The organism is Ruegeria sp. AB7 (genome assembly GCF_056542625.1).
In genome coordinates this window covers 82415-104977 of the sequence record NZ_JBQGAC010000005.1, presented here as the reverse complement: position 1 = coordinate 104977, position 22563 = coordinate 82415, and the positions used below count along the sequence as shown (strand labels likewise).

Below are 22563 nucleotides of genomic sequence, written 5' to 3'. Positions count from 1 at the left end.
CAATTCACACTTACGCAGCCTTGAATGGATAGACCATTCAGGAGGCAACCGCGTGACCAATTTCTCAGCCGTTACAACTGCCTACCGGGGCGCATGGGCGCGGCGGCGCGTGTTTGTGCCTGTTTATGTCGCTGTCCGGTTGCTGCTGGTTGCACTGATCGCTCCGGGCGTTGCCATCGCCGTCAATCTTGCTGTCTCATTGTCTGATCAATCGGCGCTGACGGATCAGGACATTGCGATGTTCCTGCTGTCACCAGCGGGCTTCATCGCGGCGGTTGTAGTTCTCAGCCTGTTCTTACTGGCCGAGGTCTTTGTCTTCTCGGTCATGGCCGGATCATTGCGGATGGGTGAGCGTGACCCTTGGCGCGCGGGCAGTGCTTCCATCCGGTTGATCCTGACGCGTTTACCTGCGCTTTTCGGCTTTGCCGCACGGTTCATTTTGCGTGTGCTGGTACTTGCGCTGCCTTTTGTCGCCGTGGCTGGCCTGATCGCCTGGTGGATGCTGACTGAATACGACATCAACTATTACCTCACCTTCCACCCGCCTTCATTCTGGGTGGCGGTAGTGCTGATCGGATTTGTGGTGCTGTGTCTGGCTTGGGTTCTGATCCGCAGGCTCTCGGCCTGGGCGCTGTCGCTGCATCTTGTATTATTTGAGGGCTGCAAACCCGCCGAGGCCTTCTCCGCCAGCACGGATCGAATGGAAGGCAAACGCGGTCGCCTCAAGATCGAGCTTGGCCTTTGGCTTGCGATGCGTCTCGTGATCGCCGCACTGATTGCCTTTGTGGCCGGACTGTTGTTCGATCTGGTACCGTTGCAGGAAAGCACGAACCTGCGCTTTGCGCTGATCTTCAGTATGATCGTAGCGGGCCTCTGGTCGCTGGCTGGGCTTGTGCTTGCAGCCGTCGCTCTGGGAGCATTGGCGGTTCTGCTGGATGGGTTCTTCGACACACAAGGCCGAGAGGTCCCTCATCCCGAACCAGGCAACCTGCGCGCGCCGCTTTACGCTGTGGTCGGTGGCGCGGCAATCGCCCTGCTGATCGGGCTCTGGTCCGGGCAGGAGTTGCTGGTCCGCATTCAGGCCCCCGATCATGCGGATGTCATTGGTCATAGAGGTGCGGCGGCGATAAGGCCGGAAAATACCATGGCGGCAGTGTTGAAGGCTATCGAAGATGGCGCCGATTGGGTTGAGATCGACGTTCAGGAGACCGCGGATGGTGTGGTCATCATCGCGCATGACAGCGATTTCATGAAACTGGCTGGTGTGCCGCTCAAGGTCTGGGACGCAACCATGGAGGATGTGGCCGAGATCGATATCGGCAGCTGGTTCGGCCCCGAATATGCTTCGGAACGGACGCCCACGCTGCGGGATGTTCTGGAAGCTGCGAAGGGCAAATCCAAGGTCATCATCGAGCTGAAATACTATGGCCATGACGTCGACCTGGAAAACCGAGTTGCCACGATTGTCGAGGAGCTGGATATGCAGGATGACATCGCCACCATGTCATTGAAATATCCGGCCGTGCAGAAGATGAAAGCGCTGCGCCCCGATTGGCGGGCAGGCGTTCTGGCCGCGACCGCCATCGGCAATCTGTCGGGGCTTGAGGGCGATTTTGTGGCAGTAAATGCGGCGACGGTGTCTCCGGGTCTGATCCGCTCGGTCCATGAGGCGGGCAAGGACATCTATGTCTGGACGGTGAATGACCCGTTGCAGATGTCGGCGATGGCATCGATGGGGGTCGACGGGCTGATCACCGATCGTCCTGCCATGGCTCGCGAAGTGCTGCGTGTTCGTGCCGAGATGGGACCGGGCGAGCGTCTGATGCTATGGTTGGCGACGACATTCGGATTGTCCATTGATACTGCCGAGATGCGTGATGCGGAACCATAGACTGGCCGCCCTTCTGGTCTGTTGCGCGCTGCCTGCAGCTGCGCAGGACCTGATGCGTAGCGTGGAAATGCCCGCTCACCGGGCGTTGGCCGACACGATAGAAGGCGCTGAACTGACCCCCTTCGAAACGGACGGCTGTTCGGGCGGATTATCTTCCAGCTGGCGTATGGTTGCCGAGACCTTTCCGAAGTTCAGTCTGCTTTATGAAGAACACCCGCCATGGGAGTACTGCTGCGTTACTCACGATCGCGCCTATCACAACGCAGGTGGCGCGTCGCAGGCTGGGGCCAGTTATGACGCCCGCCTCGCTGCCGATGACACCTTGCGCGCCTGTGTCAAAACCCACGGCGAAAGCCATGCTGATGAATATGCCGAACGCTATGATATGACGCCGGATCAAATCCGCTCGGTCCATTCGATCACGTCTGAAGCGATGTACATGGCGGTACGTTTTGGGGGCGGTCCCTGTAGCGGGCTGCCGTGGCGCTGGGGGTTCGGTTATCCGGGCTGCACCATCTTTGGCCCAACTGCGCGCGAATGACGTCGTGACAGGCCCTGAATTTTGCATTATCCAACATTTCAAACACGCGAATTGGGATTCTAATAAACATGGCTGATCACAAGCACGGCGAGATGGACATCACCGTTCAAACAAAAACCTTTGACGGTTTCATCAAATTCACCACGTGGTGCGTGGTGGCAATTGTACTCCTTTGCCTGTTCCTGGCGGTCTTTGCGGCCTAAACGGTACACGAGGCGCATCTCTTGTTCAGGATTCTGATTGCCTGCCTGCTGGCAGTGACAGTTGCGGGTTGCGCGGGATCGCAGCGCCCGCAGGCTGATCCCTCGGAAATCGTGGCCCGGTCCTATCGTGATCCGGGGCCATCGACACTGACGCTCTATACGATGATCAGCACGCGCACCGGATCGGGGGCACACACGTCGCTGATGATCAGCGGCAGCGAGCGGGTCATATTTGATCCTGCCGGATCGTTCCGGGCGGATGTGGTGCCGATCAAGAATGATGTCCTTTATGGCATCACGCCAAATGTCGAACGCGCCTATCGTAGCAGTCATGCGCGCGAGACGCATTATGCCCGTATTCAGACGATCGAAGTGACGCCACAGCAGGCCGAGATCGCGCTGCAACTGGCCAAGCAGATGGGCCCGGTTTCGCAGGCTTTTTGTGCAAATTCGACCTCGCAATTGCTGCAACAGGTCCCGGGGTTCGAGCAAATCAAAACAACATTCTACCCGGTGAAGCTATCCGATCAGTTTGGTCAGATTCCAGGCGTTGTCACCACGGACTATCGTGAGAATGACTCGGCTGATCTGCAGCAGGGGCTGGCGGAAAACAATGCGCGCCTCAATCAGCTTGAAGCGGTCTCAACCAACTAGGTAAAGCAGACCGTAAAGCGTGGCGGCCCCTGAAAAGATGGCCGCTATGACGTTCTTCGTCACAATTCCCACCGTCAACGCAACTGCCGCAGCCGCCATGCGCGGCATATCCGGTTGTCCTTCGGTGGCTGTCGGCCAGACTACCAAAGGTGCGATCAGGGCAGGCAGAATCGCCACTGCTGTGTATCTCAGGTGCCGCAGAAGCCAGGGCGGCATCGGGCGGTCGCCAACCAGCCCGATAAAGGTAAAGCGCAGAAGGTAGCTGCCTATCGCCAGACCTACGATGATGATCCACATGGTTGTCGGGTCGATCTGCGTCATGACTTTTTCCGCTCTAACATCAATTCAGCCCGTGCACCTGCCATCATCCCGGCTATCCCTGCGATCAACAGTCCAAGATTGAACGGCACTGCCACGCACAGCAGGGCCACAACAATCGCCACCAGCGCGGCTACAACATGCGCCATGGTGCGCATCATTGGTCCGATCATGGACAAGAACGTGATCGGCAGCGCAAAATCCAGAGCCCAGCTTTCCGGAATCTGCGCCCCCAAAACAGCACCCAGATAAGTGGCGAGTATCCAAAGCGGCGTGATCGGCGTGACCGAGCCGACAAAATACGCCATGCGCTGAGGCACGGACATATCCGGTTCTTTCTCGAATCGGACAATCGAACAGGCGTAAGACTGATCAACAATAAGATAGGCTCCAAGGGCCCGTTGCCACAGCGGAGCCGCCCCCAGATAAGGGGTCAGTGAAGCCGAATACATGGCCACCCGCAGGTTCACAGCTAGGGCCGAGATCAGAACGATAACCGTTGGTGTATTGTCCTGCAGCAATTGCAATGCGGTGAACTGAGCAGCGCCGGCAAACACCGTGGCGGAAAAGGCCATCGTCTGGATGATATCCAGCCCTGCTTCTGTGGCAAAAACACCAAACAGAAGGCCAAAGGGCATGGCGACGAAGATAAACGGCGTCCCGTCGCGAAAACCTTTCCAGAAGTATGACTTGGATGTGGCAGAGGCCATGGCTAAATCCTATGGTGACGCGAGCAGCAGTAGCCGTCTTGGGAAGGGGTTGCAATTGGCCACGGAGATCGACCTGTCAGACTACCTCATTGCGCCCGATCCGGGGGCTGCCCGCCTGACGCGCGGTGTCGAGGGTGTGGACCAGAATGGTGAGATCAGTCAGATCTCGGTGGTCGAGGAACGCCCGCTGACCATTTTCCTCAACTCACAGGAAATCGTGACGGCAATGACCATCGGCGACTATCCCGAATACCTTGCGCTCGGGTTTCTGCGTAATCAGGGGATGCTGCTTGCAGATGATGAAATTACTCGGGTCGACTATGACGACGATCTGGAAACCGTGGTCGTGCGTACAGCGCGTGAGACCTCATACGAGGACAAGCTGAAGAAGAAGACTCGCACCAGCGGTTGCGCAGTAGGCACTGTGTTCGGAGACATGATGGAGGGGCTAGAGGACGTGCGCCTGCCACAGGTCTCGGTGCGCACCTCATGGCTGTATGAGTTGGCGTCGAAGATCAACCGCACCCCGTCTCTGTACCTTGAGGCGGGTGCCATCCATGGCACGGTGCTTTGTCATGAAAGCCACCCGTTGGTCTATATGGAAGACGTGGGCCGCCATAACGCGGTCGACAAGATCGCAGGCTGGATGCTCTCCGAGGGTGCGACTGCGTCTGACAAGATCCTCTATACGACCGGTCGTTTGACCTCGGAAATGGTGATCAAAACGGCGATGATGGGCATCCCTGTTCTCGCTTCGCGATCGGGATTCACCGCCTGGGGTGTCGAGATCGCGCGCGAGGTCGGTTTGACTCTGATCGGCCGGATGCGCGGGCAGCGGTTCGTGTGTTTGTCGGGCGAAGACCGATTGGTGCGCGATGTTGATCCGTCGAGCGTGGCGATTGAGGACAAAAAACATCGCAGGAAAAGTGCCGATGGCTGAACAGTCGCAAAAACCGCTGGGGGTTATTCTGGCAGGCGGCCTCGCAACGCGAATGGGAGGCGGCGATAAAGGGCTGTTGCAGATCGGCGGGCAGAGCCTGCTGGATCGGGTGATAGACAGGCTGCGCCCTCAGGTCGGCGGGCTGGCTTTGAACGCCAACGGCGATGCCGAACGGTTTACCCGCTTGAACTTGCCGGTTGTTTCGGACTCGATCGAGGGCTTTGCAGGACCGCTGGCCGGTGTTTTGGCCGGGCTTGATTGGGCCGCTGAACAGGGCGCTCAATCTATCGTGACGGTTGCGGCGGATACTCCGTTCTTTCCGCATGATCTTGTGGCGCAACTGGTGCACGCATCCGAAGGTCAGAAACACCCACTCGTTCTGGCAACCACCCCGCGCACGGGTGACGAGGCTTTGAAATCCGGCGGCGGCAAGCGGGTCAATCGGCACCCGACCTTTGGGCTCTGGCCGGTGGCATTGCGCGATGATCTGAGGGAGGCGTTGAACGCTGGATTGCGCAAGGTTGTCCTGTGGACTGACCAGCATGATGGGCGAGAGGCGCTGTTTTCGGCCCAGCCGTTTGATCCGTTCTTCAACGTCAACACTCCCGATGATCTGGCCCGCGCTGAAACCTTGTTGGAGCAGGTATGAGGGTCTACGGCGTCACCGGTTGGAAAAACGCGGGCAAAACCGGTCTAGTGGAACGGCTGGTGGCTGAAATCACCGGACGTGGGTATACCGTTTCCACCGTCAAACATGCGCATCATTCCGTCGACGTCGACCAGCCGGGTACCGACAGCCAGCGGCATCGCGCGGCGGGTGCGTCCGAAGTGCTGTTGGCATCCGGCCAGCGGATCGCACTGATGCAGGAGTTGCGCGGTGCGCCCGAGCCGAAGCTGGACACCTTGCTGTCGCGTTTGTCTCCGGTCGATCTGGTGTTGATCGAAGGCTTCAAACGCGAGCGTCACCCCAAGATCGAAGCGTTTCGCGCAGAACCCGGAAATCCGCTGATCGCCACGGATGATGAGACGGTTCGCGCGGTTGCAAGTGATACGCCTTTGGAATTGGATTGCCCGGTGTTTGATCTGGATGATACGGCGGCCATTGCAGATTTCATCCTGGAAGAGGTCGGATTATGAGCACGCCGGATATCTCACCTCCGCCCTTGCGCAATGATTGTTTCGCCTTGCCTGCAGGGGTGAACTGGACACCCGTTGATGAGGCTCTGGCGCTTTTGCGAGACAGATTGTCGGTGGTAGCTGGGGTTGAAAACGTGCCCGTGATGCGGGCGGCGGGCCGAGTTCTGGCGGTGGACGTGTCGGCCAAACGATCAAACCCGCCTCAGCCCAACACCGCTGTCGATGGGTACGGATTTGCCGGTCCGGTGCCGGACGGACCCTGTGTCATGCCTTTGGTAGAGGGCCGGGCGGCTGCGGGTGTACCCTTTGACGGTGAGGTCCCAGAGGGCCATGCGATACGCATTCTTACCGGAGCTGCACTGCCAAAGGGTGTTAATACGGTCATATTGGAAGAGGATGTGACCTTTGATCATGGGCACATTGCATTCCGAGGTCCGTTGAAACAGGGCGCGAACACGCGAAAGGCAGGCGAAGACGTGGTTGAAGGCGCGCTGACCTTGCCAGTTGGGCGGCGTTTAACACCAACGGATCTGGCGCTTTTGTCGGCGGTTGGTCTGGCTGAGGTTTCCGTCCGCAAGGTTTTGCGCGTCGGGGTACTATCGACCGGGGATGAGCTGGTCGAGCCGGGTGACAGCGCCGGACTGGGGCAGATTTATGATGCAAATCGTCCGATGCTGCTGTCACTGGCCGAGCGGATTGGATTCAAAGCGGTTGATCTTGGGCGCGCCGAGGATGATCGCGCGGCGCTGAAACAGCATTTGGATCGCGCGGCTCAGCAAGTGGATGTAATCCTGACCAGTGGCGGGGCCTCCGCCGGCGATGAAGATCACGTCTCGGCATTATTGCGAGAGGCCGGGGCGATGCAGGAATGGCGCATCGCATTAAAACCCGGGCGACCATTGGCGCTGGGCATGTGGGATCAGACGCCGGTGTTTGGCTTGCCGGGCAATCCGGTGGCAGCACTGGTTTGCACGTTGATCTTTGCCTGCCCGGCACTGAACCTGCTGGCCGGTGCAGGCTGGCAAGAGCCGCAAGGCTTCGACGTGCCCGCCGCTTTCGAAAAGCGCAAGAAACCGGGGCGTCGCGAATATCTGCGGGCACGAATCCGTGAAGGACGGGCCGAGGTGTTCCATTCGGAAGGATCTGGCCGGATCAGCGGGCTGAGCTGGGCCGAAGGCTTGGTCGAAATCGAGGACGGTGCCCGCGATATCAAGCCCGGCGATCTGGTGAGGTTCATACCCTACGGGAGTTTTGGGCTTTAATCGAACGTCCCTGCGACACGCCCCACCAGCATGAAGGCACGCGCTGTGCGGGTTTCGCTCAGGGCTGTAAGCTCGGCATCGCTGGCATTAGGTTCGAACTCGACGATCATATGGTCAAAGCGGCGCAGGAAATGGTGTGCGGCATCGCGAAAGATCGGATCCTGTTTCATCCGCGCCGCAGTCAGCGCCAGTGACGAACGGTCCCGAATGCCACCCAAGGCAGCCACCGACCGCCCGCGCGCGCCTTGGGCAAATTGCCGCCAGACTTCGGGTCGCGCCATATCGGGGCGCAGGTCATCCATATAGATGCCTTCCTGGCTGAGAAGGGTCAGAACATCTTGTGAGGCCTGCACAAGTTTCGAGGTCTTGCGATCTTTCAATGCAAGCCGCAGCGCGTTAAATCCCTCGGCATCGCTTTGCGTCTCGGGGAAGTTCAGGGCGCGGATAAAGATGTCGGTGGGCAACGGGGGCGCAATTTCTTCCGCTGAGGTGCCAAGTTCCAACGAAGTCTGATTGGCCATGTCCGGCGCGGGCCTTTGGGTGCGCCCGGGTTCACCGCGATTGGTCGAGAATGTCGCCAGCGCGCTCTCGGTCTTTTTTGCGCTTTCGGCGATTTCATCCAGTTTCTTGCCGACCGTCGGTTCATACGTGCTGGCCGCGCGTTGTTGCTGAACGACATAGCTGTTGCGGATCGCATCGATCGCTGTCTGCAGGCGGGCGCTTTCTTCGCGCATCACGCGGCTGGCGCGCATCGCGAGGGCTGCGACCCAGATCATTGCGACCGGCATGAACACCGCCAGGAAGGTGACGATGAACCCTCCTTGTTGCCCGCCGGGCAGTACCAGAAACACGACCGACACCACCAGCCAGATCAGGCTGAGAACAACTGCTGCAATCTCGATCTCGGTGACCGAACGGTGCGCCGGACGGTCGTAGATACCCAGCGAGGTGGGTTTCTCGGGTTCTTGCTCAGGTTCAGACCCTGACATGACAAACGCTCCGGTCAGGCGTATTCGATACTCAGAACTTCATAAGAGCGCACGCCTCCGGGGGTGCGGACCTCGACACTGTCGCCTTCTTCTTTGCCAATCAGGGCGCGGGCGATGGGGGATTTGATGTTCAGAAGGCCCGCTTCGATATTGGCCTCATACTCACCCACGATCTGCCAGGTCTTTTCTTCGTCGGTATCTTCATCCACCAACGTGACCTTCGCGCCGAACTTGATGGCCCCTGACAGTTTGGCCGGATCAATGACATCTGCCAGCGACAGGATGCCTTCAAGCTCTTTGATGCGGCCTTCGATAAAGCCCTGCTTTTCGCGCGCCGAGTGGTATTCGGCGTTTTCTTTCAGGTCGCCCAGTTCGCGGGCTGAGGCAATCGCCTCGATGATCGCCGGGCGCTCGACGGATTTCAGATTCTTCAGCTCTGCCTCGAGCGCGGCATTGCCCGAAGGCGTCATGGGGATCTTTTCCATTGTCTTGTCGTCCACGCAGAAATTGTTACGCCCCGCCGCACAATAGCGTCGGGGCGAAGGATGGGTTGGCAATTACCTGACCCAAATGAGGCGTGAATTGCAAGAGGGGAGGTGTGCGTTGTCAGTAAACTCGCAACTTAGCGCCGCCGTTCCGGGGGGCGGGTGCGCCTGTGGCGCTGTCCCAACAATTCTCCACTACGCCAACGGCTGGCTTCGTGCCCAAGCCACAGCATCTCAATCATACTGAACCACTTCGAATTCGATGCCATTGTCATCCTCGAAATAGAACCGCTTGCCTGGCTCATAGTCTGCGTGGTTGTGCGGTTCAAATCCCGCTTTGCGGACCTTTTCCTCGGTGGCGTCGATATCCTCGACCAGCACACCTACATGGTTCAAGCCGCCCACGAAATCATAGCTGTTTTCGCCTGATGGCTTGGGATCGCCGGGGGCGTAGAGTGCCAGATAGGTATGCGGGCTGCCCACATGCACCGTATAGCCACCGGCAATGGCAGGGCCTTCCCAGCGTGTTTTCCAGTCGAAGACTTTCTGCATCCACGCCGCAGATGCCTTTGGGTCGCGGACCGTGAAATTAGTATGTTCCAGCGTCGCCATCATGGGATTCTCCTTCCAATTTGAGGCTTGTCCCGACTCACTGTAATTTCTAAACCTAACTTTAGGTCAAGAGATTTCTTTGGGAGGATGTAATGGTTGTTTCGGAAGGTCTGGCGATTGGAGCATTGGCCCGGCGCACCGGGTTGGCGGTGTCGGCGATCCGATACTACGAGGCGCAAGGTTTGATATCTCCATGGCGTAACGCGGGTGGGCAGCGGCGTTATCAGCGCGCCGATATCCGACGGCTAAGCTTTGTGATGATCGCGCAGCAATTCGGTCTGACTTTGCCCGAGATCCGCGAGGTATTGTCGGGCTTGCCAGGAAACCGCACACCGACGCCTCAGGACTGGAAGAGTATCAGCGAACGGCTGCGCACGCATCTGGATCAGCGAATCGATACGCTGATGCGACTGCGCGACAATCTGGATGGATGTATTGGTTGTGGCTGCCTCAGCCTGCCGAAATGCAAGCTTTACAACCCCGATGACAGGGCCAAATCCCATGGTAGCGGTCCCAGATACCTTATGGGGGACGCACCCGGAGCCTGAAGTGTCGAATAGCGGCGTTGTTACGCCGTGTTTCGATTGACCAAAGTCTTTATGACCATGTAATCAGCCGTGAAACAATATTGCGCCGACCGCATGAAGAAAGCGCCAATTCGGAAAGTTAGCTAAGGAGCCCGCGATGGCCGAGATTGAACGCGAAGCGATGGAATATGACGTGGTGATCGTGGGTGCTGGCCCTGCGGGCCTGTCTGCGGCCATCCGTCTGAAACAGCTGGATGCCGACCTGAACGTCGTGGTTCTAGAGAAGGGTTCGGAAGTGGGTGCGCATATCCTGTCGGGTGCGGTGCTGGACCCTTGTGGTCTGGACGCGCTGATCCCCGACTGGAAGGACAAGGGCGCGCCGCTGAACACGCCGGTGAACGAAGACAACTTCTATATGCTGGGTGAGGCCGGTCAGATCCGCATCCCCAACGCGCCCATGCCGCCGCTGATGAACAACCACGGCAACTACATCGTCTCGATGGGCAATGTCTGCCGCTGGATGGCCGAACAGGCCGAAGAGCTGGGCGTCGAAATCTTCCCCGGCATGGCCTGTTCCGAGCTGGTCTACGGTGAGAACGGTGAAGTCAAAGGCGTTGTTGCCGGTGTATTTGGTCTGGAGCCAGACGGATCCTACGGTCCCAACACCGAACCGGGCATGGAACTGCATGGTAAATATGTCTTTCTGTCGGAAGGCGTGCGCGGCTCACTGTCCAAGGAAGTCATCGCCAAATACGACCTGTCTGCCGGTAAAGAGCCGCAGAAATACGGTGTTGGCATGAAAGAGATCTGGGAGATCGACCCGGCCAAGCACAAAGAAGGCAGCGTCACGCACACCATGGGCTGGCCGCTGGGCAGCAACGCGGGAGGCGGGTCGTTCATCTATCACCTTGAAAACAATCAGGTCTATGTCGGCTTTGTGGTTCACCTGAACTACAAAAACCCGCACCTGTACCCCTACATGGAATTCCAGCGCTTCAAGCATCACCCGATGGTGGCTGACCTGCTTAAGGGCGGCAAGCGTGTGGCTTATGGTGCCCGCGCGATCACCGAGGGTGGCTACCAGTCGATGCCGAAACTGGTCGCACCGGGTGTTGCGCTGTTGGGTTGCTCGGCGGGCATGGTCAACGTGCCACGCATCAAGGGCAACCACAACGCGATGCTGTCAGGCAAGGCCGCGGCCGAGGCCGCCTATGATGCCATCAAGGCCGAGCGTTCGGGTGATGAGCTGACCGCTTATGAGGCCGACGTTCGCGATGGTGCAATCGGCTCGGATCTGAAGAAGGTGCGCAACGTCAAACCTCTTTGGTCGAAATACGGCCTGACCGCCAGCCTGGTACTGGGCGGTATGGACATGTGGACCAATACGCTGGGCTTCTCGCTGTTGGGCACGCTGGGCCACGGCAAGAACGACGCGGAATCGACCGAAGATGCCAGCAAGCATCAACCCATCGACTATCCGAAACCCGATGGCACACTGTCCTTTGACCGCCTGACGAACGTATCGTTTGCGGCCACCAATCACGAGGAAAGCCAGCCTTGTCATCTGAAACTGGCCGACCCGGACATCCCGGTTAAGGTCAACCTGCCCAAATTCGACGAGCCAGCACAGCGTTACTGCCCCGCAGGCGTCTATGAGATGGTCGAGGATGAAGACGGGCCGCGATTCGTGATCAACTTCCAGAACTGTGTTCACTGCAAGACCTGTGACATCAAGGATCCCAGCCAGAACATCACCTGGACTACACCGCAGGGCGGCGACGGGCCGAACTACCCCAATATGTAGGCAAGAACACGGGCGTTGGCAGGGTCGTGAAGGCTCTGCCATTGCCTCTCGCCCAGCAAAGCCCTAGCTTGTCGGTCAGTCAACGACAGCAAGGCAGATTATCAGTGGTTTCCCTGGTTCGACGCGCGGCTCTGGCCGTGATCCTCAGTTCTTCAATCGCGTTTCCTGCGGTATCGGATACCGGATCGGGGTCGTATCTGGCCGGGCGTCAGGCGATTTATGAGAGCGACTATCCCGCTGCCGAGCGTTACTATGCGCAGGCGCTTCGCGCTGATCCCCAAAACCCGAAACTGCTGGAAAACGTGGTCGTCGCCCGGCTCGCCTTGGGTGAGATTGAGCGGGCCCTGACCGTCGCCGAAGTTATCGAGGAAAATGAACTGCCCAGCCAGGCCGCTCGGATGGTGATCGCCGCCAATCTGGTGGCAGATGGCAAGCTGGATGAATTTCTGGCCCGCGATCCTGAAACGCAAGGGGTTGGACCGCTGGTTGATGGCCTGATGATTGCTTGGGCTCATATGGGGCAAGGCGCCATGACCAAAGCGATGGAACAATTTGACGTTGTTACCACGCAGGAAGGTCTGAAAGAATTTGCACTTTATCACAAGGCCATGGCGTGGGCGTCAGTCGGAGACTTTGAGGGGGCCGAGGCGATCCTTGCCGCAGATGATGGCCTGGTCGCCCGTTTTTCACGCCGGGCTGCGCTGGCGCGTGCCGAAGTGCTGTCGCAGCTGGATCGCAACGACGATGCGCTGGAATTTCTGGATAACGTCTTTGCCGCCGGCAGTGATCCGACCATCGAAGGTTACGTCACTCGGCTGTCTGATGGCGAAACGCTGCCCTTTACCCATGTCCGTTCTGCACAGGATGGCATGGCCGAGGTTTTCTTCACCGTTGGCGCTGCGCTGAGTGCGGAGGCCGCGCAGGATTATGTTCTGCTATATGCCCGCGTCGCGGCCTTTCTGCGGCCTGACCATATTGATGCGCTTTTGCTAAGCGCTGAGTTGTTGGATGGGCTGGAACAATATGATCTGGCGGTTGATGTCTATCGGCAGGTGCCTCCGGACAGCAGCGATTATCATGCCGCCGAGCTGGGGCGCGCCGAGGTCCTCAGTCGCTCTGACAGAAAAGAAGCTGCCGCCGAAGTCCTGCAAAACCTTGCCGCTCAAAGCCCCGATTTGCCCGGTGTGCATGTAGCTTTGGCCGACCTGCGGCGCCAGCAAGAGGATTACGCGGCAGCGGTCACCTCTTACGACAAGGCGATTGGCCTGACGGAAGAGGGTGCAGGCGGAAACTGGTTCCTGCATTATGCCCGCGGGATATCGCATGAACGTCTGAAGAACTGGGACGAGGCCGAGGCCGATTTCCGCCGCGCGCTTGAGTTGAACCCGGACCAACCACAGGTGCTGAACTATCTCGGGTATTCGCTGGTCGAGCGGCGCGAGAAATTGGACGAAGCGTTGAATATGATCGAACGCGCAGTCGCAGCGCGCCCTGACAGCGGCTATATCGTTGACAGCTTGGGCTGGGTGTTGTTCCGCCTGGGCCGGTACGACGAAGCAGTCGACCACATGGAGCGCGCCGTTGAACTGATGCCGGTCGATCCGGTGGTAAATGACCATCTGGGCGATGTTTACTGGGCCGTAGGTCGCGGGCGTGAAGCCGAGTTCCAGTGGAAACGAGCACTATCTTTCATTGATCCTGAAGATACCGACGGTGAAGCCGATCCTGAACGCATCCGCCGCAAGATTGAAGTCGGATTGGATGCGGTTCTGGCCGAGGAAGGTGCCGAACCCCTGAAGGTCGCCAATGAAGGCTGAGGCATTTGCCCCCGCCAAGATCAACCTGACCCTGCATGTGACCGGCCAACGCGCGGATGGCTATCATCTGCTTGATTCGTTGGTGGCCTTTGCCGATGTTGGGGATCAGTTGAGCCTCAGTTCCGGCCCCGAGCTGTCTCTGTCGGTCACGGGTGAGTTTTCGGATGGCGTACCGACCGATGATCGCAATCTGGTCTGGCAGGCCGCCGAGGCCGCAGGCTGGACCGGTCGCATTCATCTGAACAAACAACTGCCGCACGGTGGCGGTGTCGGGGGCGGCTCCTCGGATGCTGCGGCGGTTTTGCGCACCGTGAAGAAGGGGGGAGAGTGGCCCGATAGCGTGTCGCTGTCGCTCGGCGCGGATGTCCCGGTATGCATACATGCTGCTGCAGCGCGTATGCGCGGGATTGGTGAACAGATTGAGCCGATGGCGTTGCCGCCCCTCCCGGCGCTTTTGGTCAATCCGGGTATTGAAGTTCCCACCGGCCCGGTGTTTTCCGCTTTGCACAGCAGAGACAACGCACCGATGCCTGCTGAGATCCCTGCATTCAAAACACCGGAAGACTGCGCCACGTGGTTGCAGGTTCAGCGGAATGATTTAGAGGCACCTGCAATATCTGTAGCGCCGGGCATTGCGGAGGTCATAGCGGCGTTGGAAGGCACCCGAGACGCGTTGATGGTTCGTATGTCGGGTTCAGGCTCAACCTGTTTCGCACTTTTTCCAACGCTCAAAGCAGCCCATTTTGCCGCCTATGAGATCGGCGCGGCCCAACCCGGTTGGTGGTGCCGCGCAACGACGCTCAGTTAAGGCGCGATACGACGTAATCGGCCAGATCGCCTAACAAGGTGCGGATTTCGTGATCCGGAAGAGGCGCCAGCGCAGCCTTGGCCTTGGCCGCCCAGCCAAACGCATCCGCGCGGGTTGCATCCAGCGTGCTGTATTTGGCCATCAGCGACAAAGCGTGATCCAGATCACCCTCTTCCTGCCGCCCGCGACCGATCGTCCGTTCCCAAAACGCGTGTTCCTCGGCAGTTGCCTGAGCCACGGCTTTGATCACTGGCAGGGTCAATTTGCGTTCACGGAAGTCGTCGCCGACGTTTTTGCCTGTGGCCGCACTATCGCCCTGATAATCCAAAAGATCATCTGCGATCTGGAACGCGATTCCAAGCGCGTCGCCATAGTCATACAGCGCCTTGACCTGCGCCTCGGTCGCGCCTGCGATCACACCACCCACTTCGGTTGCGGCAGAAAACAGCGCCGCCGTTTTGCCGCGTACAACCTGCAGGTAGACACCTTCATCCGTGCCCAGATCGGTGGCCGCTGTCATCTGCAGCACCTCGCCTTCGGCGATTGTGGCCGATGCATTTGCAAGGATATCCAGAACCCGCAACGAACCGGTTTCGACCATCAACTGAAAACTGCGGGAAAACAGGTAATCGCCAACCAGGACACTGGATTTATTGTCCCATAGCAGGTTTGCCGTCGGTCGCCCGCGCCGCTGCCCGCTTTCATCTACGACATCGTCATGCAGCAGGGTTGCGGTATGAATGAACTCGACCGTTGCAGCCAGCTTGACGTGATGGTCGCCTGAATAGCCGAACAGCTGCGCCGCCGCCAGGGTCAGCATCGGGCGCAGACGCTTACCGCCCGCCTCGACCAGGTGCGCGGTCACTTCGGGAATGCGCGGGGCATGTTCCGACGCCATACGCGTCCGAATCAGCGTGTTTACTGCTGCCATTTCGCCCGCAAGCATCTCTGCCAGACGCTCATGCGGTTTCGAGATCGTGCTGACGTTCATCACTCTCCTGATACAAGGCTCGACATCCCTGTCACCTTGCCCTTACATCCATCCCCATGAAAGAACTATTGCGCAGCACCGATCCGACAATCCTAGCCTTTGCAACGGCTCTCCTTGAGGGCGAGGATATAGACTGCTTTCAGATGGACGTAAATATGAGCATCCTAGAAGGCGGCATCGGAATCTTTCCCCGTCGCCTGATGGTGCGGGCAGATGATCTGACCCGCGCCGAACGGGTCATGCGCGATAACGAGATCCCGCTGGGGCGATGAGCAGCTTTTCCGACAGTGATCTGACCTGCAATGATTTTCTGGGCGGGCGTGTGCGTCTGTGGCAGCCGCGCTCAGGATATCGTGCAGGGGCCGATCCGGTCCTACTGGCGGCATCGGTCCCGGCACAAGCTGGCCAGTCGGTGCTGGAATTGGGCTGCGGGGCAGGGGCTGCTATTCAGTGCCTAATGGCGCGAGTGCCGCACCTGAAGGCAACTGGGGTTGAACTGCAGGCTGGCTATGCAGATCTGGCCCGCCGCAATTCGGAACAAAACGCAGCGATCACCGTGGTTGAGGCGGATTTGAACGCACTACCGAATGATCTGCGACAAGAACAGTTCGATCATGTGATCGCCAATCCGCCCTACTACCGGGCAGGCGCGCACAGCCCTGCCACCGACGCGGGTCGGCAGATCGCACTGGGTGAAGACACGCCGCTTGAGGACTGGATCAATGTCGCCGCCCGACGTCTGGCGCCGCGCGGTTATCTTCACATGATCCAGAGGGCAGACCGGCTGCCCGATATGCTTGCGGGGTGCGCGGGCCGCTTGGGCTCGATTCAGGTGCTACCTCTGGCCCCCCGTGCGGATCGCGCGTCCGAGCTGGTGATTCTGCGTGCCAGAAAGGGCGGGCGCGCCGCCTTTCGGCTACACGCACCGCTGATTCTGCACCTCGGTGACCGGCACGTAGAAGACGGCGAAAGCTATACCCCAAAGGTTTCGGCGGTGTTGCGCGATCGGGCGGATTTGACCGGGCACTTTGCCTGATCGGCAATGACCAGCCGAATTTGTCGGATTTATTATAGATTTCGTGCGTCTGCAGCGTGACAGGCTGGAAATGATGTGATCAACTTCTTACGTGACACTTACAAACCAGAGAAGGAGGACCGCCATGAGCGTGAGCGCACATCTGACGGAGTTGAAGAAAAAACACGAAATTCTCGGTCTTGAAGTGGAAGAAGCGCAACGCTCACCTGGTATTGACGATCTCCATATCGCACAGCTGAAGAAACAGAAGCTGAAGCTAAAAGAAGAGATCGAGCGCCTGTCGACCTAAGGTTCTAGGCCTTCAGGCTGGCGCGGGCCGCGATGGCAGCGCCACCGGTGACAAACAAGGCCGCGATCGCCAGACCCCAGGACGGGGCGGCGATCCCGGCCAGAACCAACACAAGCGTCGATAGCAAAGGTGCCGCGTATGAGGCGGTGCCCAGTATTTGAATGTCCCCGCGCTTGACGCCGATATCCCAGACATAGAACGCCAGCCCAACCGGTCCCAGGCCAAGTGCAAAGGTCGAGGCCCAGCCAAATGTGCCTTGCGGCCAGATCGTTTCTTCCACCGTGAAATGCAAGGCCCATGAGGCGATCGCCGTCAAAATGCAGAACACCGCGACCGAACTTGTCGGCACATCACCCAGCCGTCGCGATAGAACCGAGTAGCTGGACCATGTAAGCGCGCACAGCAAGGCCAGCCCGTAGCCGGGCAGATGCTGGACCTGAAACCCTGCGCTGCCACCACCCGTGATGATGACGGCGGCTCCAGCAAAGCCAAGGCAGGCTCCGATAAGGTGACCAGGTTTCAGATGTTCTCCGGGCAGCAGACCTGATAGAAGAACGATCAGCAAAGGCCAGAGATAAGCGATAAGCCCAGCCTCGGCTGCAGGGGCCATGCGAAGGGCTGAAAAGTACAGCGCGTGGTAGCCAAAAAGGCCAATTGATCCAAGCAGGTATGTCGTCCACGCGACCTGGCGCAGTTGACCCAGCCCGCCGCTGGCGAATGTCCAAATCAGACCCAGCGTACCGCCGATGGTAAAACAGATCGCGTTCAACAACAAAGGCGGCGTCGGGGCCGAACCCACAGTGAACAGCGCCAGCAGAGACCATAGCAAAACGGCGACAAAACCAATCGCGGTCGCGCCCATTCTGCTCATTCACCAGCTACCTTCTCAACAGGGATGATTTCAAACTCATCCGATATATGCGCGGTCTTTTCAATCTCGGATATGAACCAGTCGCGGAACGCTGCGATCTGCGGTCGCTTCTCTGCCCCTTGCAGGCAGAGGAAACGAAATCGCCCGGCGGTCTCCAGTGCCACTTTGAACGGCGCGACCAGTCGCCCTTCGGTCAGGTCTTTCAGGATCATGGCGCGCCGCCCCAGAACCACGCCCACCCCGGCCACGGCAGCATCGATGGCGTGATCGGCGTTTGAAAAATGCGCCCCATGGGTCGGTGTGAAGTCCAATCCCACCGCGCGGAACCATGCAGGCCAGTCGCAACGCGGCTTGAGGAAACTGATCGAATCGTCGTGGATCAGGGGGGCGTCGCGCAACGACGCAGGCGTGGGGAATTGTTCGGCCAGCTCCGGGGTCATAACCGGTGTCAGCCACTCCTTGCGGACGGGAACCGAATAGAGCCCCTCATCCGGCCCGTAGCCAAAGCGGATCGCCACGTCCACGTCATCCCGTTCAAGGTCCATGTTGCGCAGAGTGGCCGAGAATTTCAGATCAATGCCGGGGTTTGCCCGGGCAAATTCGTACAGACGCGGAGCTAGCCATTTCGCCGTCAGGGCAGGGCCAGCGGTAACCGTTAGGCTGGTTTCATCCTGCAGCCTCCGCGTCGCTTGCCACGCGGCTTGCAGGGCGGCAAAGCCATCTGCGGTTCCGGGTGCCAATGTGCGCCCGGCTTCGGTCAGTTCGACGGCGCGATTGAGCCGGCGAAACACGGGGTGGCCCAGATGCTCTTCTAACGACTTGATTTGAAAGGACAGGGCAGCCGGGGTCACGTTCAGCTCCTCCGCCGCCTTGGCAAACGACATATGTCGTGCGGCGGCATCGAAGGCGCGCAAAGCAGTCAGCGGAGGCAGGCGGTCGGTCATGACAGTTAAGTTTTTCTGAACTGAAGGGTCGAAAACTCTCGTTTGTGCAATTTAAAATCAAAGGCCATGTTGATGGCAAGACAAATCCAACTTGATTGAGAAGGGTTCAGCATGATCGAGATGACAACAAACCCAGCCATTCAGAACGCCATTCACCGCGCGCATGAAGAGCGCGGCAAGGCGGTTGTAGGATTCTGGTCCTGGCTATTCGGTTCCCGCTGATCGCAGCGCGCGTGATCTTACGGGATAAAAGAAGGGCCGGTCCTTGATGGACCGGCCCGTTTTCATTCTCAGATCGTCGGTTTAGACGAAGAACTGTGCACCGTTTGCGGAAATGGTCGAGCCGTTGATGAACTGCGAATCGTCCGACGCCAGGAAGGCCACGCAACGCGCGATTTCTTCCGGTTCACCCAGACGACCAGCCGGGATTTGACCGATGATCGATTCGCGCACTTTTTCCGGCACGGCCATGACCATTTCGGTCGCGATGTAGCCGGGGCAGATCGCGTTGGCCGTGATACCGGCCCGCGCACCTTCCTGCGCCAGAGATTTCACGATGCCCAGATCGCCCGCTTTGGTTGCGGCATAGTTGACCTGCGCAAACTGGCCTTTCTGACCGTTGATCGAGCTGATCACGATGATACGACCAAATTTACGCTCGCGCATACCCGGCCATACCGGGTGCACGGTGTTGAAAACACCAGTCAGATTGGTGTCGATGACCTGATGCCACTGTTCAGGTGTCATCTTGTGGAACGGTGCGTCGCGGGTGATGCCTGCGTTGGCGACCACGATGTCGATCGGGCCGACCTCGGCCTCGACTTTTTCGATACCCGCTTTGGATTCGTCGTAATCCGCAACATTCCATTTATAGGTTTTGATACCGGTTTCGTCGGTGAACTTTGCGGCGGCTTCGTCATTGCCTGCATAAGTGGCGGCAACATTGTATCCTTCGGCCTTCAGCGCCTTGGAAATTGCTGCGCCGATGCCGCGGGAACCGCCGGTTACGAGTGCTGTACGTGCCATTTAGGACTCCTCCAAATTTAGTCGTCTTGGTAATTCTGTTACTCTGAGAGTTAAGGATGCGCAATATCGTTTCGTGATCGATCTTGTCTTTCTGTCCGGCGATATTGTCGCATCTAAGGGGTATGATCCGATTGTAACAAAAAAGGGCGCCCAGTAGACGCCCTTTTGTAATTAGTTTTCAGCGCACTTAGTCACGCTCCACACACAGGGCGACACCCATGCCGCCGCCGATGCAGAGGGTCGCGAGACCTTTCTTGGCATCCCGGCGCTTCATTTCGAACAGCAGGGTGTTCAGAACCCGGCAACCGGACGCGCCGATTGGGTGTCCGATGGCAATTGCACCACCGTTGACGTTTACGATCGACGGATCCCAACCCATGTCTTTGTTTACAGCGCAGGCTTGCGCTGCGAAGGCTTCGTTGGCTTCGACCAGATCCAGATCATCGACCGACCATCCAGCTTTCTCCAGAGCCTTGCGCGAAGCGTAGATCGGGCCAACGCCCATGATCGACGGGTCAAGTCCGGCGGTCGCGTAGGATGCAATTCGGGCCAAGGGCTCAATCCCACGCTTTTCGGCATTCTCAGCCGACATCAGCAGGGTGGCTGCGGCACCGTCATTCAGGCCCGAAGCGTTTGCGGCCGTGACAGAACCGTCCTTGGCGAAGGCGGGGCGCAGTTTGCCCATGGCTTCGATTGTCGCGCCGTGGCGGATGTATTCGTCCTTGTCCATCACGATGTCGCCCTTGCGGGTCTTGATGGTGAAGGGCACGATTTCATCGGCGAACTTGCCAGCGTTCTGGGCCGCTTCGGCTTTGTTTTGCGAGGCGACCGCAAATTCATCCTGCATATCGCGGCTGATCTGCCATTTCTCGGCGACGTTCTCAGCCGTTTGACCCATGTGATAGCCGTTGAAGGCATCCCACAGACCATCGCGGATCATCGTGTCGATGTATTTCATGTCACCCATTTTATGACCGGCGCGCAGGGCGGCGGCATGGGGCGACAGGGTCATGTTTTCTTGTCCACCAGCCGCAACGATGTCGGCATCGCCCAATTGGATATGCTGTGCACCCAGAGCAACAGCACGCAGACCCGAACCGCAGACCTGGTTGATGCCCCAAGCCGCGCTTTCCTGCGGCAGGCCCGCATTTATATGCGCCTGGCGCGCTGGGTTCTGACCTTGGGCGGCAGTCAGGACCTGGCCCATGATGGTTTCGCTTACTTCGCCCTTGTCGATCCCGGCACGTTCGACAACTGCTTCAAGGACGGCAGCGCCCAGATCATGTGCGGGGGTGTTCGCAAACGAACCGCTAAAGCTACCGACGCCCGTACGTGCGGCGGATGCGATTACTACGTTGGTCATAAAGTCAATCCTTTACCGTCATGGTCCTGTGGGAAATCTGACGGCGCGGTTTGAGGAGAAGTCTTCTCCGGGTGCAAGAGCGCCTCGTGATCCCCCGCTCAAGCATCTTCTGCAATAGCGCAATGCTGCATCTGCAGCAACGGACAGCTTGTCTCAGAGTGAGCCTTGGCGGTGTTCCGCGCGACCAGCTGCTATCAACTGCCCGTTTTTGCAGCTTTTTCCGAGCTCCAGGGCGGAGTGACTGAAGGCGCTCCATACAGAAAGCCCTGCAGACAATCGACACCGTTTGCGATCAGGAAATGAGCATCTTCGTCACTTTCGACCGATTCGGCGGTGACAAGAATTTCGAATTCCCGCGCAACTGCAATCAGTGCGCGCGCCAGCGATTGATTGTCGGGATTGCTGCTGATGCCCCTGATGAACTGCCCATCGATCTTGGCGGCATCGAACAGAAATTCACGAAAGTGGCGAAAGCCAAAGTTACTGGCCCCAAAATCATCCAGCGCAAAGGCGATACCGCGGGCTTGTTGGCGATCCATGAAATCTACCACCAGTTCGGGCACCTGCATCGCCGAAGATTCTGAGATTTCCAGAATCAACCTTTCGCCCAAGCTTGCGTCTTTTTTCAGAAACCTATCCAGCACACGCGACCAGTTGGAATAACCGATGGACCGCGCGGACATGTTGATCGACAGGCGGATGCCAGGGTTGCGGATCAGAGTGCGCAGCCCCATTTCAAGCGCGACGCAATCAAGGTCCCGGCCAATTGGCGTGTTCTCAACCTGTGGCATGAACTCGCGCGCGGGGATGACGCGGCCGGTTTCATCCAATACACGGATGAACCCTTCGTAGAACGCGATGCCCTGAGGAGGATGTGCTTGAACGACAGGCTGGAACGCCAGCCTGCATTGTCTATGCTTTACGGCTTCGGTCGCCATCTGTACCACCGATCGATCCCGTGAAGTGACGGCGGCGCTCAAAGGGTCGTCCGATCCCTCGGGCAGGTCTGCGCGTTTCCTGTTTCCCATGACGTACCGTTCCCCTGATCCCGATGATTTTGGCCGGGGCCAGTTTCAGGGAAGACAGGTAAAACCGGGGTTAACGCTCAAAATTTTATCGCAGGTGGCGGGGCGGAAGATCAGTGTGTTGATTGCCAAGCATGACGCAGCGAGGCAGCCGCACCGATAAGCGCTCCTAAAAGTCCCAGCGCGGCCATGACAAATCCCAGCCCCAATAGCGCGGGCATTGCTCCGTTGAGTGCGGCGGTCATTGTGATGACGAGGCCCAGCAAACCTGTGATCGTAGAAATTCTCATCAGCTTTGACATGCGGACCTCCGGAAATGC

General features: G+C 58.6%; 27 protein-coding genes. 15 read left to right on the top strand and 12 right to left on the bottom strand.

The genetic code is table 11. The features are described 5' to 3' along the window. The first annotated feature begins 52 nt into the window (after positions 1 to 52). The 4 genes from ACR0EN_RS14060 (at position 53) to ACR0EN_RS14045 (ending at position 3289) form a co-directional block, all read left to right on the top strand. Positions 53 to 1891: a glycerophosphodiester phosphodiesterase family protein gene (locus ACR0EN_RS14060; protein ID WP_480587295.1), complete on the top strand. Its 1839-nt coding sequence runs from the start codon at positions 53 to 55 to the stop codon at positions 1889 to 1891. Then, complete coding sequence (locus ACR0EN_RS14055; protein WP_170818584.1) at positions 1878 to 2432, top strand: hypothetical protein; 555 nt, start codon at positions 1878 to 1880, stop codon at positions 2430 to 2432. The genes ACR0EN_RS14060 and ACR0EN_RS14055 overlap by 14 nt, the downstream gene beginning before the upstream one ends. 68 nt (positions 2433 to 2500) lie before the next feature. Next, entirely contained in the window at positions 2501 to 2635 is a 135-nt protein-coding gene (locus ACR0EN_RS14050; RefSeq protein ID WP_170395707.1) for an aa3-type cytochrome c oxidase subunit IV, read from the top strand. 21 nt (positions 2636 to 2656) lie between these two features. Next, the gene (locus tag ACR0EN_RS14045) at positions 2657 to 3289 is read left to right on the top strand and encodes a hypothetical protein (protein WP_170395709.1); all 633 of its coding nucleotides are present in this window, start codon (positions 2657 to 2659) and stop codon (positions 3287 to 3289) included. Here the strand turns inward: ACR0EN_RS14045 and ACR0EN_RS14040 are convergent. Then, on the bottom strand, positions 3278 to 3610 hold the full coding sequence (locus tag ACR0EN_RS14040) for an AzlD domain-containing protein (protein WP_170395711.1): 333 nt from the start codon (positions 3608 to 3610) through the stop codon (positions 3278 to 3280). The genes ACR0EN_RS14045 and ACR0EN_RS14040 overlap by 12 nt on opposite strands. Beyond that, positions 3607 to 4317 (bottom strand): AzlC family ABC transporter permease, encoded by a 711-nt coding sequence (locus ACR0EN_RS14035; RefSeq protein WP_170408370.1) that lies wholly within the window; start codon positions 4315 to 4317, stop codon positions 3607 to 3609. The genes ACR0EN_RS14040 and ACR0EN_RS14035 overlap by 4 nt, the downstream gene beginning before the upstream one ends. 49 nt (positions 4318 to 4366) lie before the next feature. Between ACR0EN_RS14035 and ACR0EN_RS14030 the strand changes: the two genes are divergently transcribed. From ACR0EN_RS14030 to ACR0EN_RS14015, 4 genes are read left to right on the top strand one after another with little or no spacing between them, the layout of a single operon-like run. Next, positions 4367 to 5257 (top strand): formate dehydrogenase accessory sulfurtransferase FdhD, encoded by an 891-nt coding sequence (locus ACR0EN_RS14030; protein WP_170423927.1) that lies wholly within the window; start codon positions 4367 to 4369, stop codon positions 5255 to 5257. Beyond that, positions 5250 to 5906, top strand: coding sequence for a molybdenum cofactor guanylyltransferase MobA (gene mobA, locus ACR0EN_RS14025; RefSeq protein ID WP_480587292.1), 657 nt, complete (start codon positions 5250 to 5252; stop codon positions 5904 to 5906). The genes ACR0EN_RS14030 and mobA overlap by 8 nt, the downstream gene beginning before the upstream one ends. After that, complete coding sequence (gene mobB / locus ACR0EN_RS14020; RefSeq protein WP_170626189.1) at positions 5903 to 6394, top strand: molybdopterin-guanine dinucleotide biosynthesis protein B; 492 nt, start codon at positions 5903 to 5905, stop codon at positions 6392 to 6394. Before mobA ends, mobB begins: the two co-directional genes overlap by 4 nt. Then, a complete protein-coding gene (locus ACR0EN_RS14015; protein WP_480587289.1) occupies positions 6391 to 7656 on the top strand; it encodes a molybdenum cofactor synthesis domain-containing protein in 1266 nt (421 codons plus the stop codon). The genes mobB and ACR0EN_RS14015 overlap by 4 nt, the downstream gene beginning before the upstream one ends. Here ACR0EN_RS14015 and ACR0EN_RS14010 read toward each other — a convergent pair. The 3 genes from ACR0EN_RS14010 to ACR0EN_RS14000 form a co-directional block, all read right to left on the bottom strand. After that, on the bottom strand, positions 7653 to 8645 hold the full coding sequence (locus ACR0EN_RS14010) for a hypothetical protein (protein ID WP_170566247.1): 993 nt from the start codon (positions 8643 to 8645) through the stop codon (positions 7653 to 7655). The two genes, ACR0EN_RS14015 and ACR0EN_RS14010, sit on opposite strands and share 4 nt — an antisense overlap. A 14-nt stretch (positions 8646 to 8659) precedes the next feature. Next, positions 8660 to 9130 (bottom strand): transcription elongation factor GreA, encoded by a 471-nt coding sequence (gene greA / locus ACR0EN_RS14005; protein WP_170395722.1) that lies wholly within the window; start codon positions 9128 to 9130, stop codon positions 8660 to 8662. 234 nt (positions 9131 to 9364) lie between these two features. Then, entirely contained in the window at positions 9365 to 9745 is a 381-nt protein-coding gene (locus tag ACR0EN_RS14000; protein ID WP_170408363.1) for a VOC family protein, read from the bottom strand. An 89-nt stretch (positions 9746 to 9834) separates the two neighbouring features. Here ACR0EN_RS14000 and soxR point away from each other — a divergent pair, with 89 nt between their 5' ends. The 4 genes from soxR to ACR0EN_RS13980 all read left to right on the top strand — a co-directional run bounded on the left by soxR (position 9835) and on the right by ACR0EN_RS13980 (position 14698). Beyond that, positions 9835 to 10290, top strand: a complete 456-nt coding sequence (soxR, locus tag ACR0EN_RS13995; protein ID WP_170612843.1) for a redox-sensitive transcriptional activator SoxR — start codon at positions 9835 to 9837, stop codon at positions 10288 to 10290. A 136-nt stretch (positions 10291 to 10426) separates the two neighbouring features. Next, positions 10427 to 12073 carry an electron transfer flavoprotein-ubiquinone oxidoreductase gene (locus tag ACR0EN_RS13990; protein ID WP_170818586.1) on the top strand — a complete coding sequence of 549 codons (1647 nt, stop codon included), beginning with the start codon at positions 10427 to 10429 and terminating at the stop codon, positions 12071 to 12073. Between the two features lie 104 nt (positions 12074 to 12177). Beyond that, positions 12178 to 13890, top strand: coding sequence for a tetratricopeptide repeat protein (locus ACR0EN_RS13985; protein WP_480587284.1), 1713 nt, complete (start codon positions 12178 to 12180; stop codon positions 13888 to 13890). Next, a complete protein-coding gene (locus tag ACR0EN_RS13980; protein ID WP_170395733.1) occupies positions 13880 to 14698 on the top strand; it encodes a 4-(cytidine 5'-diphospho)-2-C-methyl-D-erythritol kinase in 819 nt (272 codons plus the stop codon). The genes ACR0EN_RS13985 and ACR0EN_RS13980 overlap by 11 nt, the downstream gene beginning before the upstream one ends. On the opposite strand, the gene ACR0EN_RS13975 is transcribed toward ACR0EN_RS13980, so the two are convergent. Further along, the gene (locus tag ACR0EN_RS13975; RefSeq protein WP_170395734.1) at positions 14691 to 15689 is read right to left on the bottom strand and encodes a polyprenyl synthetase family protein; all 999 of its coding nucleotides are present in this window, start codon (positions 15687 to 15689) and stop codon (positions 14691 to 14693) included. The two genes, ACR0EN_RS13980 and ACR0EN_RS13975, sit on opposite strands and share 8 nt — an antisense overlap. A 56-nt stretch (positions 15690 to 15745) precedes the next feature. On the opposite strand from ACR0EN_RS13975, the gene ACR0EN_RS13970 reads away from it, so the two are divergent. The 3 genes from ACR0EN_RS13970 (at position 15746) to ACR0EN_RS13960 (ending at position 17014) form a co-directional block, all read left to right on the top strand. After that, positions 15746 to 15961, top strand: coding sequence for a putative signal transducing protein (locus tag ACR0EN_RS13970; RefSeq protein ID WP_008755664.1), 216 nt, complete (start codon positions 15746 to 15748; stop codon positions 15959 to 15961). Further along, on the top strand, positions 15958 to 16725 hold the full coding sequence (locus ACR0EN_RS13965) for a tRNA1(Val) (adenine(37)-N6)-methyltransferase (protein WP_480587282.1): 768 nt from the start codon (positions 15958 to 15960) through the stop codon (positions 16723 to 16725). The genes ACR0EN_RS13970 and ACR0EN_RS13965 overlap by 4 nt, the downstream gene beginning before the upstream one ends. 124 nt (positions 16726 to 16849) lie before the next feature. Continuing rightward, on the top strand, positions 16850 to 17014 hold the full coding sequence (locus ACR0EN_RS13960) for a YdcH family protein (RefSeq protein WP_170395738.1): 165 nt from the start codon (positions 16850 to 16852) through the stop codon (positions 17012 to 17014). 4 nt (positions 17015 to 17018) lie between these two features. On the opposite strand, the gene yddG is transcribed toward ACR0EN_RS13960, so the two are convergent. From yddG to ACR0EN_RS13930, 6 genes are all read right to left on the bottom strand, one after another. Further along, positions 17019 to 17885: an aromatic amino acid exporter YddG gene (gene yddG / locus ACR0EN_RS13955; RefSeq protein ID WP_480587280.1), complete on the bottom strand. Its 867-nt coding sequence runs from the start codon at positions 17883 to 17885 to the stop codon at positions 17019 to 17021. Then, complete coding sequence (locus ACR0EN_RS13950) at positions 17882 to 18829, bottom strand: transcriptional regulator GcvA (RefSeq protein WP_170513880.1); 948 nt, start codon at positions 18827 to 18829, stop codon at positions 17882 to 17884. Before ACR0EN_RS13950 ends, yddG begins: the two co-directional genes overlap by 4 nt. Before the next feature lie 303 nt (positions 18830 to 19132). Beyond that, positions 19133 to 19855, bottom strand: coding sequence for an acetoacetyl-CoA reductase (gene phbB / locus ACR0EN_RS13945; protein WP_170395744.1), 723 nt, complete (start codon positions 19853 to 19855; stop codon positions 19133 to 19135). A gap of 187 nt (positions 19856 to 20042) precedes the next feature. Beyond that, a complete protein-coding gene (locus tag ACR0EN_RS13940) occupies positions 20043 to 21218 on the bottom strand; it encodes an acetyl-CoA C-acetyltransferase (protein WP_170395746.1) in 1176 nt (391 codons plus the stop codon). 194 nt (positions 21219 to 21412) lie between these two features. Then, on the bottom strand, positions 21413 to 22246 hold the full coding sequence (locus ACR0EN_RS13935; RefSeq protein WP_170513107.1) for an EAL domain-containing protein: 834 nt from the start codon (positions 22244 to 22246) through the stop codon (positions 21413 to 21415). 110 nt (positions 22247 to 22356) lie between these two features. Continuing rightward, the gene (locus ACR0EN_RS13930; RefSeq protein ID WP_170395750.1) at positions 22357 to 22545 is read right to left on the bottom strand and encodes a hypothetical protein; all 189 of its coding nucleotides are present in this window, start codon (positions 22543 to 22545) and stop codon (positions 22357 to 22359) included. Between the last annotated feature and the right edge of the window lie 18 nt (positions 22546 to 22563).

What these genes read in the sequence shown, in the direction of transcription:
- mobB (WP_170626189.1), top strand. Translation starts at nt 5,903, where the DNA reads ATGAGGGTCTACGGCGTCACCGGTTGGAAAAACGCGGGCAAAACCGGT.
- ACR0EN_RS13940 (WP_170395746.1), bottom strand. Translation starts at nt 21,218, where the DNA reads ATGACCAACGTAGTAATCGCATCCGCCGCACGTACGGGCGTCGGTAGC.
- mobA (WP_480587292.1), top strand. Translation starts at nt 5,250, where the DNA reads ATGGCTGAACAGTCGCAAAAACCGCTGGGGGTTATTCTGGCAGGCGGC.
- ACR0EN_RS13950 (WP_170513880.1), bottom strand. Translation starts at nt 18,829, where the DNA reads ATGACCGACCGCCTGCCTCCGCTGACTGCTTTGCGCGCCTTCGATGCC.
- ACR0EN_RS13960 (WP_170395738.1), top strand. Translation starts at nt 16,850, where the DNA reads ATGAGCGTGAGCGCACATCTGACGGAGTTGAAGAAAAAACACGAAATT.
- ACR0EN_RS13935 (WP_170513107.1), bottom strand. Translation starts at nt 22,246, where the DNA reads ATGGGAAACAGGAAACGCGCAGACCTGCCCGAGGGATCGGACGACCCT.
- ACR0EN_RS14010 (WP_170566247.1), bottom strand. Translation starts at nt 8,645, where the DNA reads ATGTCAGGGTCTGAACCTGAGCAAGAACCCGAGAAACCCACCTCGCTG.
- ACR0EN_RS14055 (WP_170818584.1), top strand. Translation starts at nt 1,878, where the DNA reads ATGCGGAACCATAGACTGGCCGCCCTTCTGGTCTGTTGCGCGCTGCCT.
- soxR (WP_170612843.1), top strand. Translation starts at nt 9,835, where the DNA reads ATGGTTGTTTCGGAAGGTCTGGCGATTGGAGCATTGGCCCGGCGCACC.
- ACR0EN_RS13980 (WP_170395733.1), top strand. Translation starts at nt 13,880, where the DNA reads ATGAAGGCTGAGGCATTTGCCCCCGCCAAGATCAACCTGACCCTGCAT.
- phbB (WP_170395744.1), bottom strand. Translation starts at nt 19,855, where the DNA reads ATGGCACGTACAGCACTCGTAACCGGCGGTTCCCGCGGCATCGGCGCA.
- ACR0EN_RS13990 (WP_170818586.1), top strand. Translation starts at nt 10,427, where the DNA reads ATGGCCGAGATTGAACGCGAAGCGATGGAATATGACGTGGTGATCGTG.
- ACR0EN_RS14015 (WP_480587289.1), top strand. Translation starts at nt 6,391, where the DNA reads ATGAGCACGCCGGATATCTCACCTCCGCCCTTGCGCAATGATTGTTTC.
- ACR0EN_RS13930 (WP_170395750.1), bottom strand. Translation starts at nt 22,545, where the DNA reads ATGTCAAAGCTGATGAGAATTTCTACGATCACAGGTTTGCTGGGCCTC.
- yddG (WP_480587280.1), bottom strand. Translation starts at nt 17,885, where the DNA reads ATGAGCAGAATGGGCGCGACCGCGATTGGTTTTGTCGCCGTTTTGCTA.
- ACR0EN_RS14050 (WP_170395707.1), top strand. Translation starts at nt 2,501, where the DNA reads ATGGCTGATCACAAGCACGGCGAGATGGACATCACCGTTCAAACAAAA.
- ACR0EN_RS13965 (WP_480587282.1), top strand. Translation starts at nt 15,958, where the DNA reads ATGAGCAGCTTTTCCGACAGTGATCTGACCTGCAATGATTTTCTGGGC.
- greA (WP_170395722.1), bottom strand. Translation starts at nt 9,130, where the DNA reads ATGGAAAAGATCCCCATGACGCCTTCGGGCAATGCCGCGCTCGAGGCA.
- ACR0EN_RS14035 (WP_170408370.1), bottom strand. Translation starts at nt 4,317, where the DNA reads ATGGCCTCTGCCACATCCAAGTCATACTTCTGGAAAGGTTTTCGCGAC.
- ACR0EN_RS14000 (WP_170408363.1), bottom strand. Translation starts at nt 9,745, where the DNA reads ATGATGGCGACGCTGGAACATACTAATTTCACGGTCCGCGACCCAAAG.
- ACR0EN_RS13970 (WP_008755664.1), top strand. Translation starts at nt 15,746, where the DNA reads ATGAAAGAACTATTGCGCAGCACCGATCCGACAATCCTAGCCTTTGCA.
- ACR0EN_RS13975 (WP_170395734.1), bottom strand. Translation starts at nt 15,689, where the DNA reads ATGAACGTCAGCACGATCTCGAAACCGCATGAGCGTCTGGCAGAGATG.
- ACR0EN_RS14040 (WP_170395711.1), bottom strand. Translation starts at nt 3,610, where the DNA reads ATGACGCAGATCGACCCGACAACCATGTGGATCATCATCGTAGGTCTG.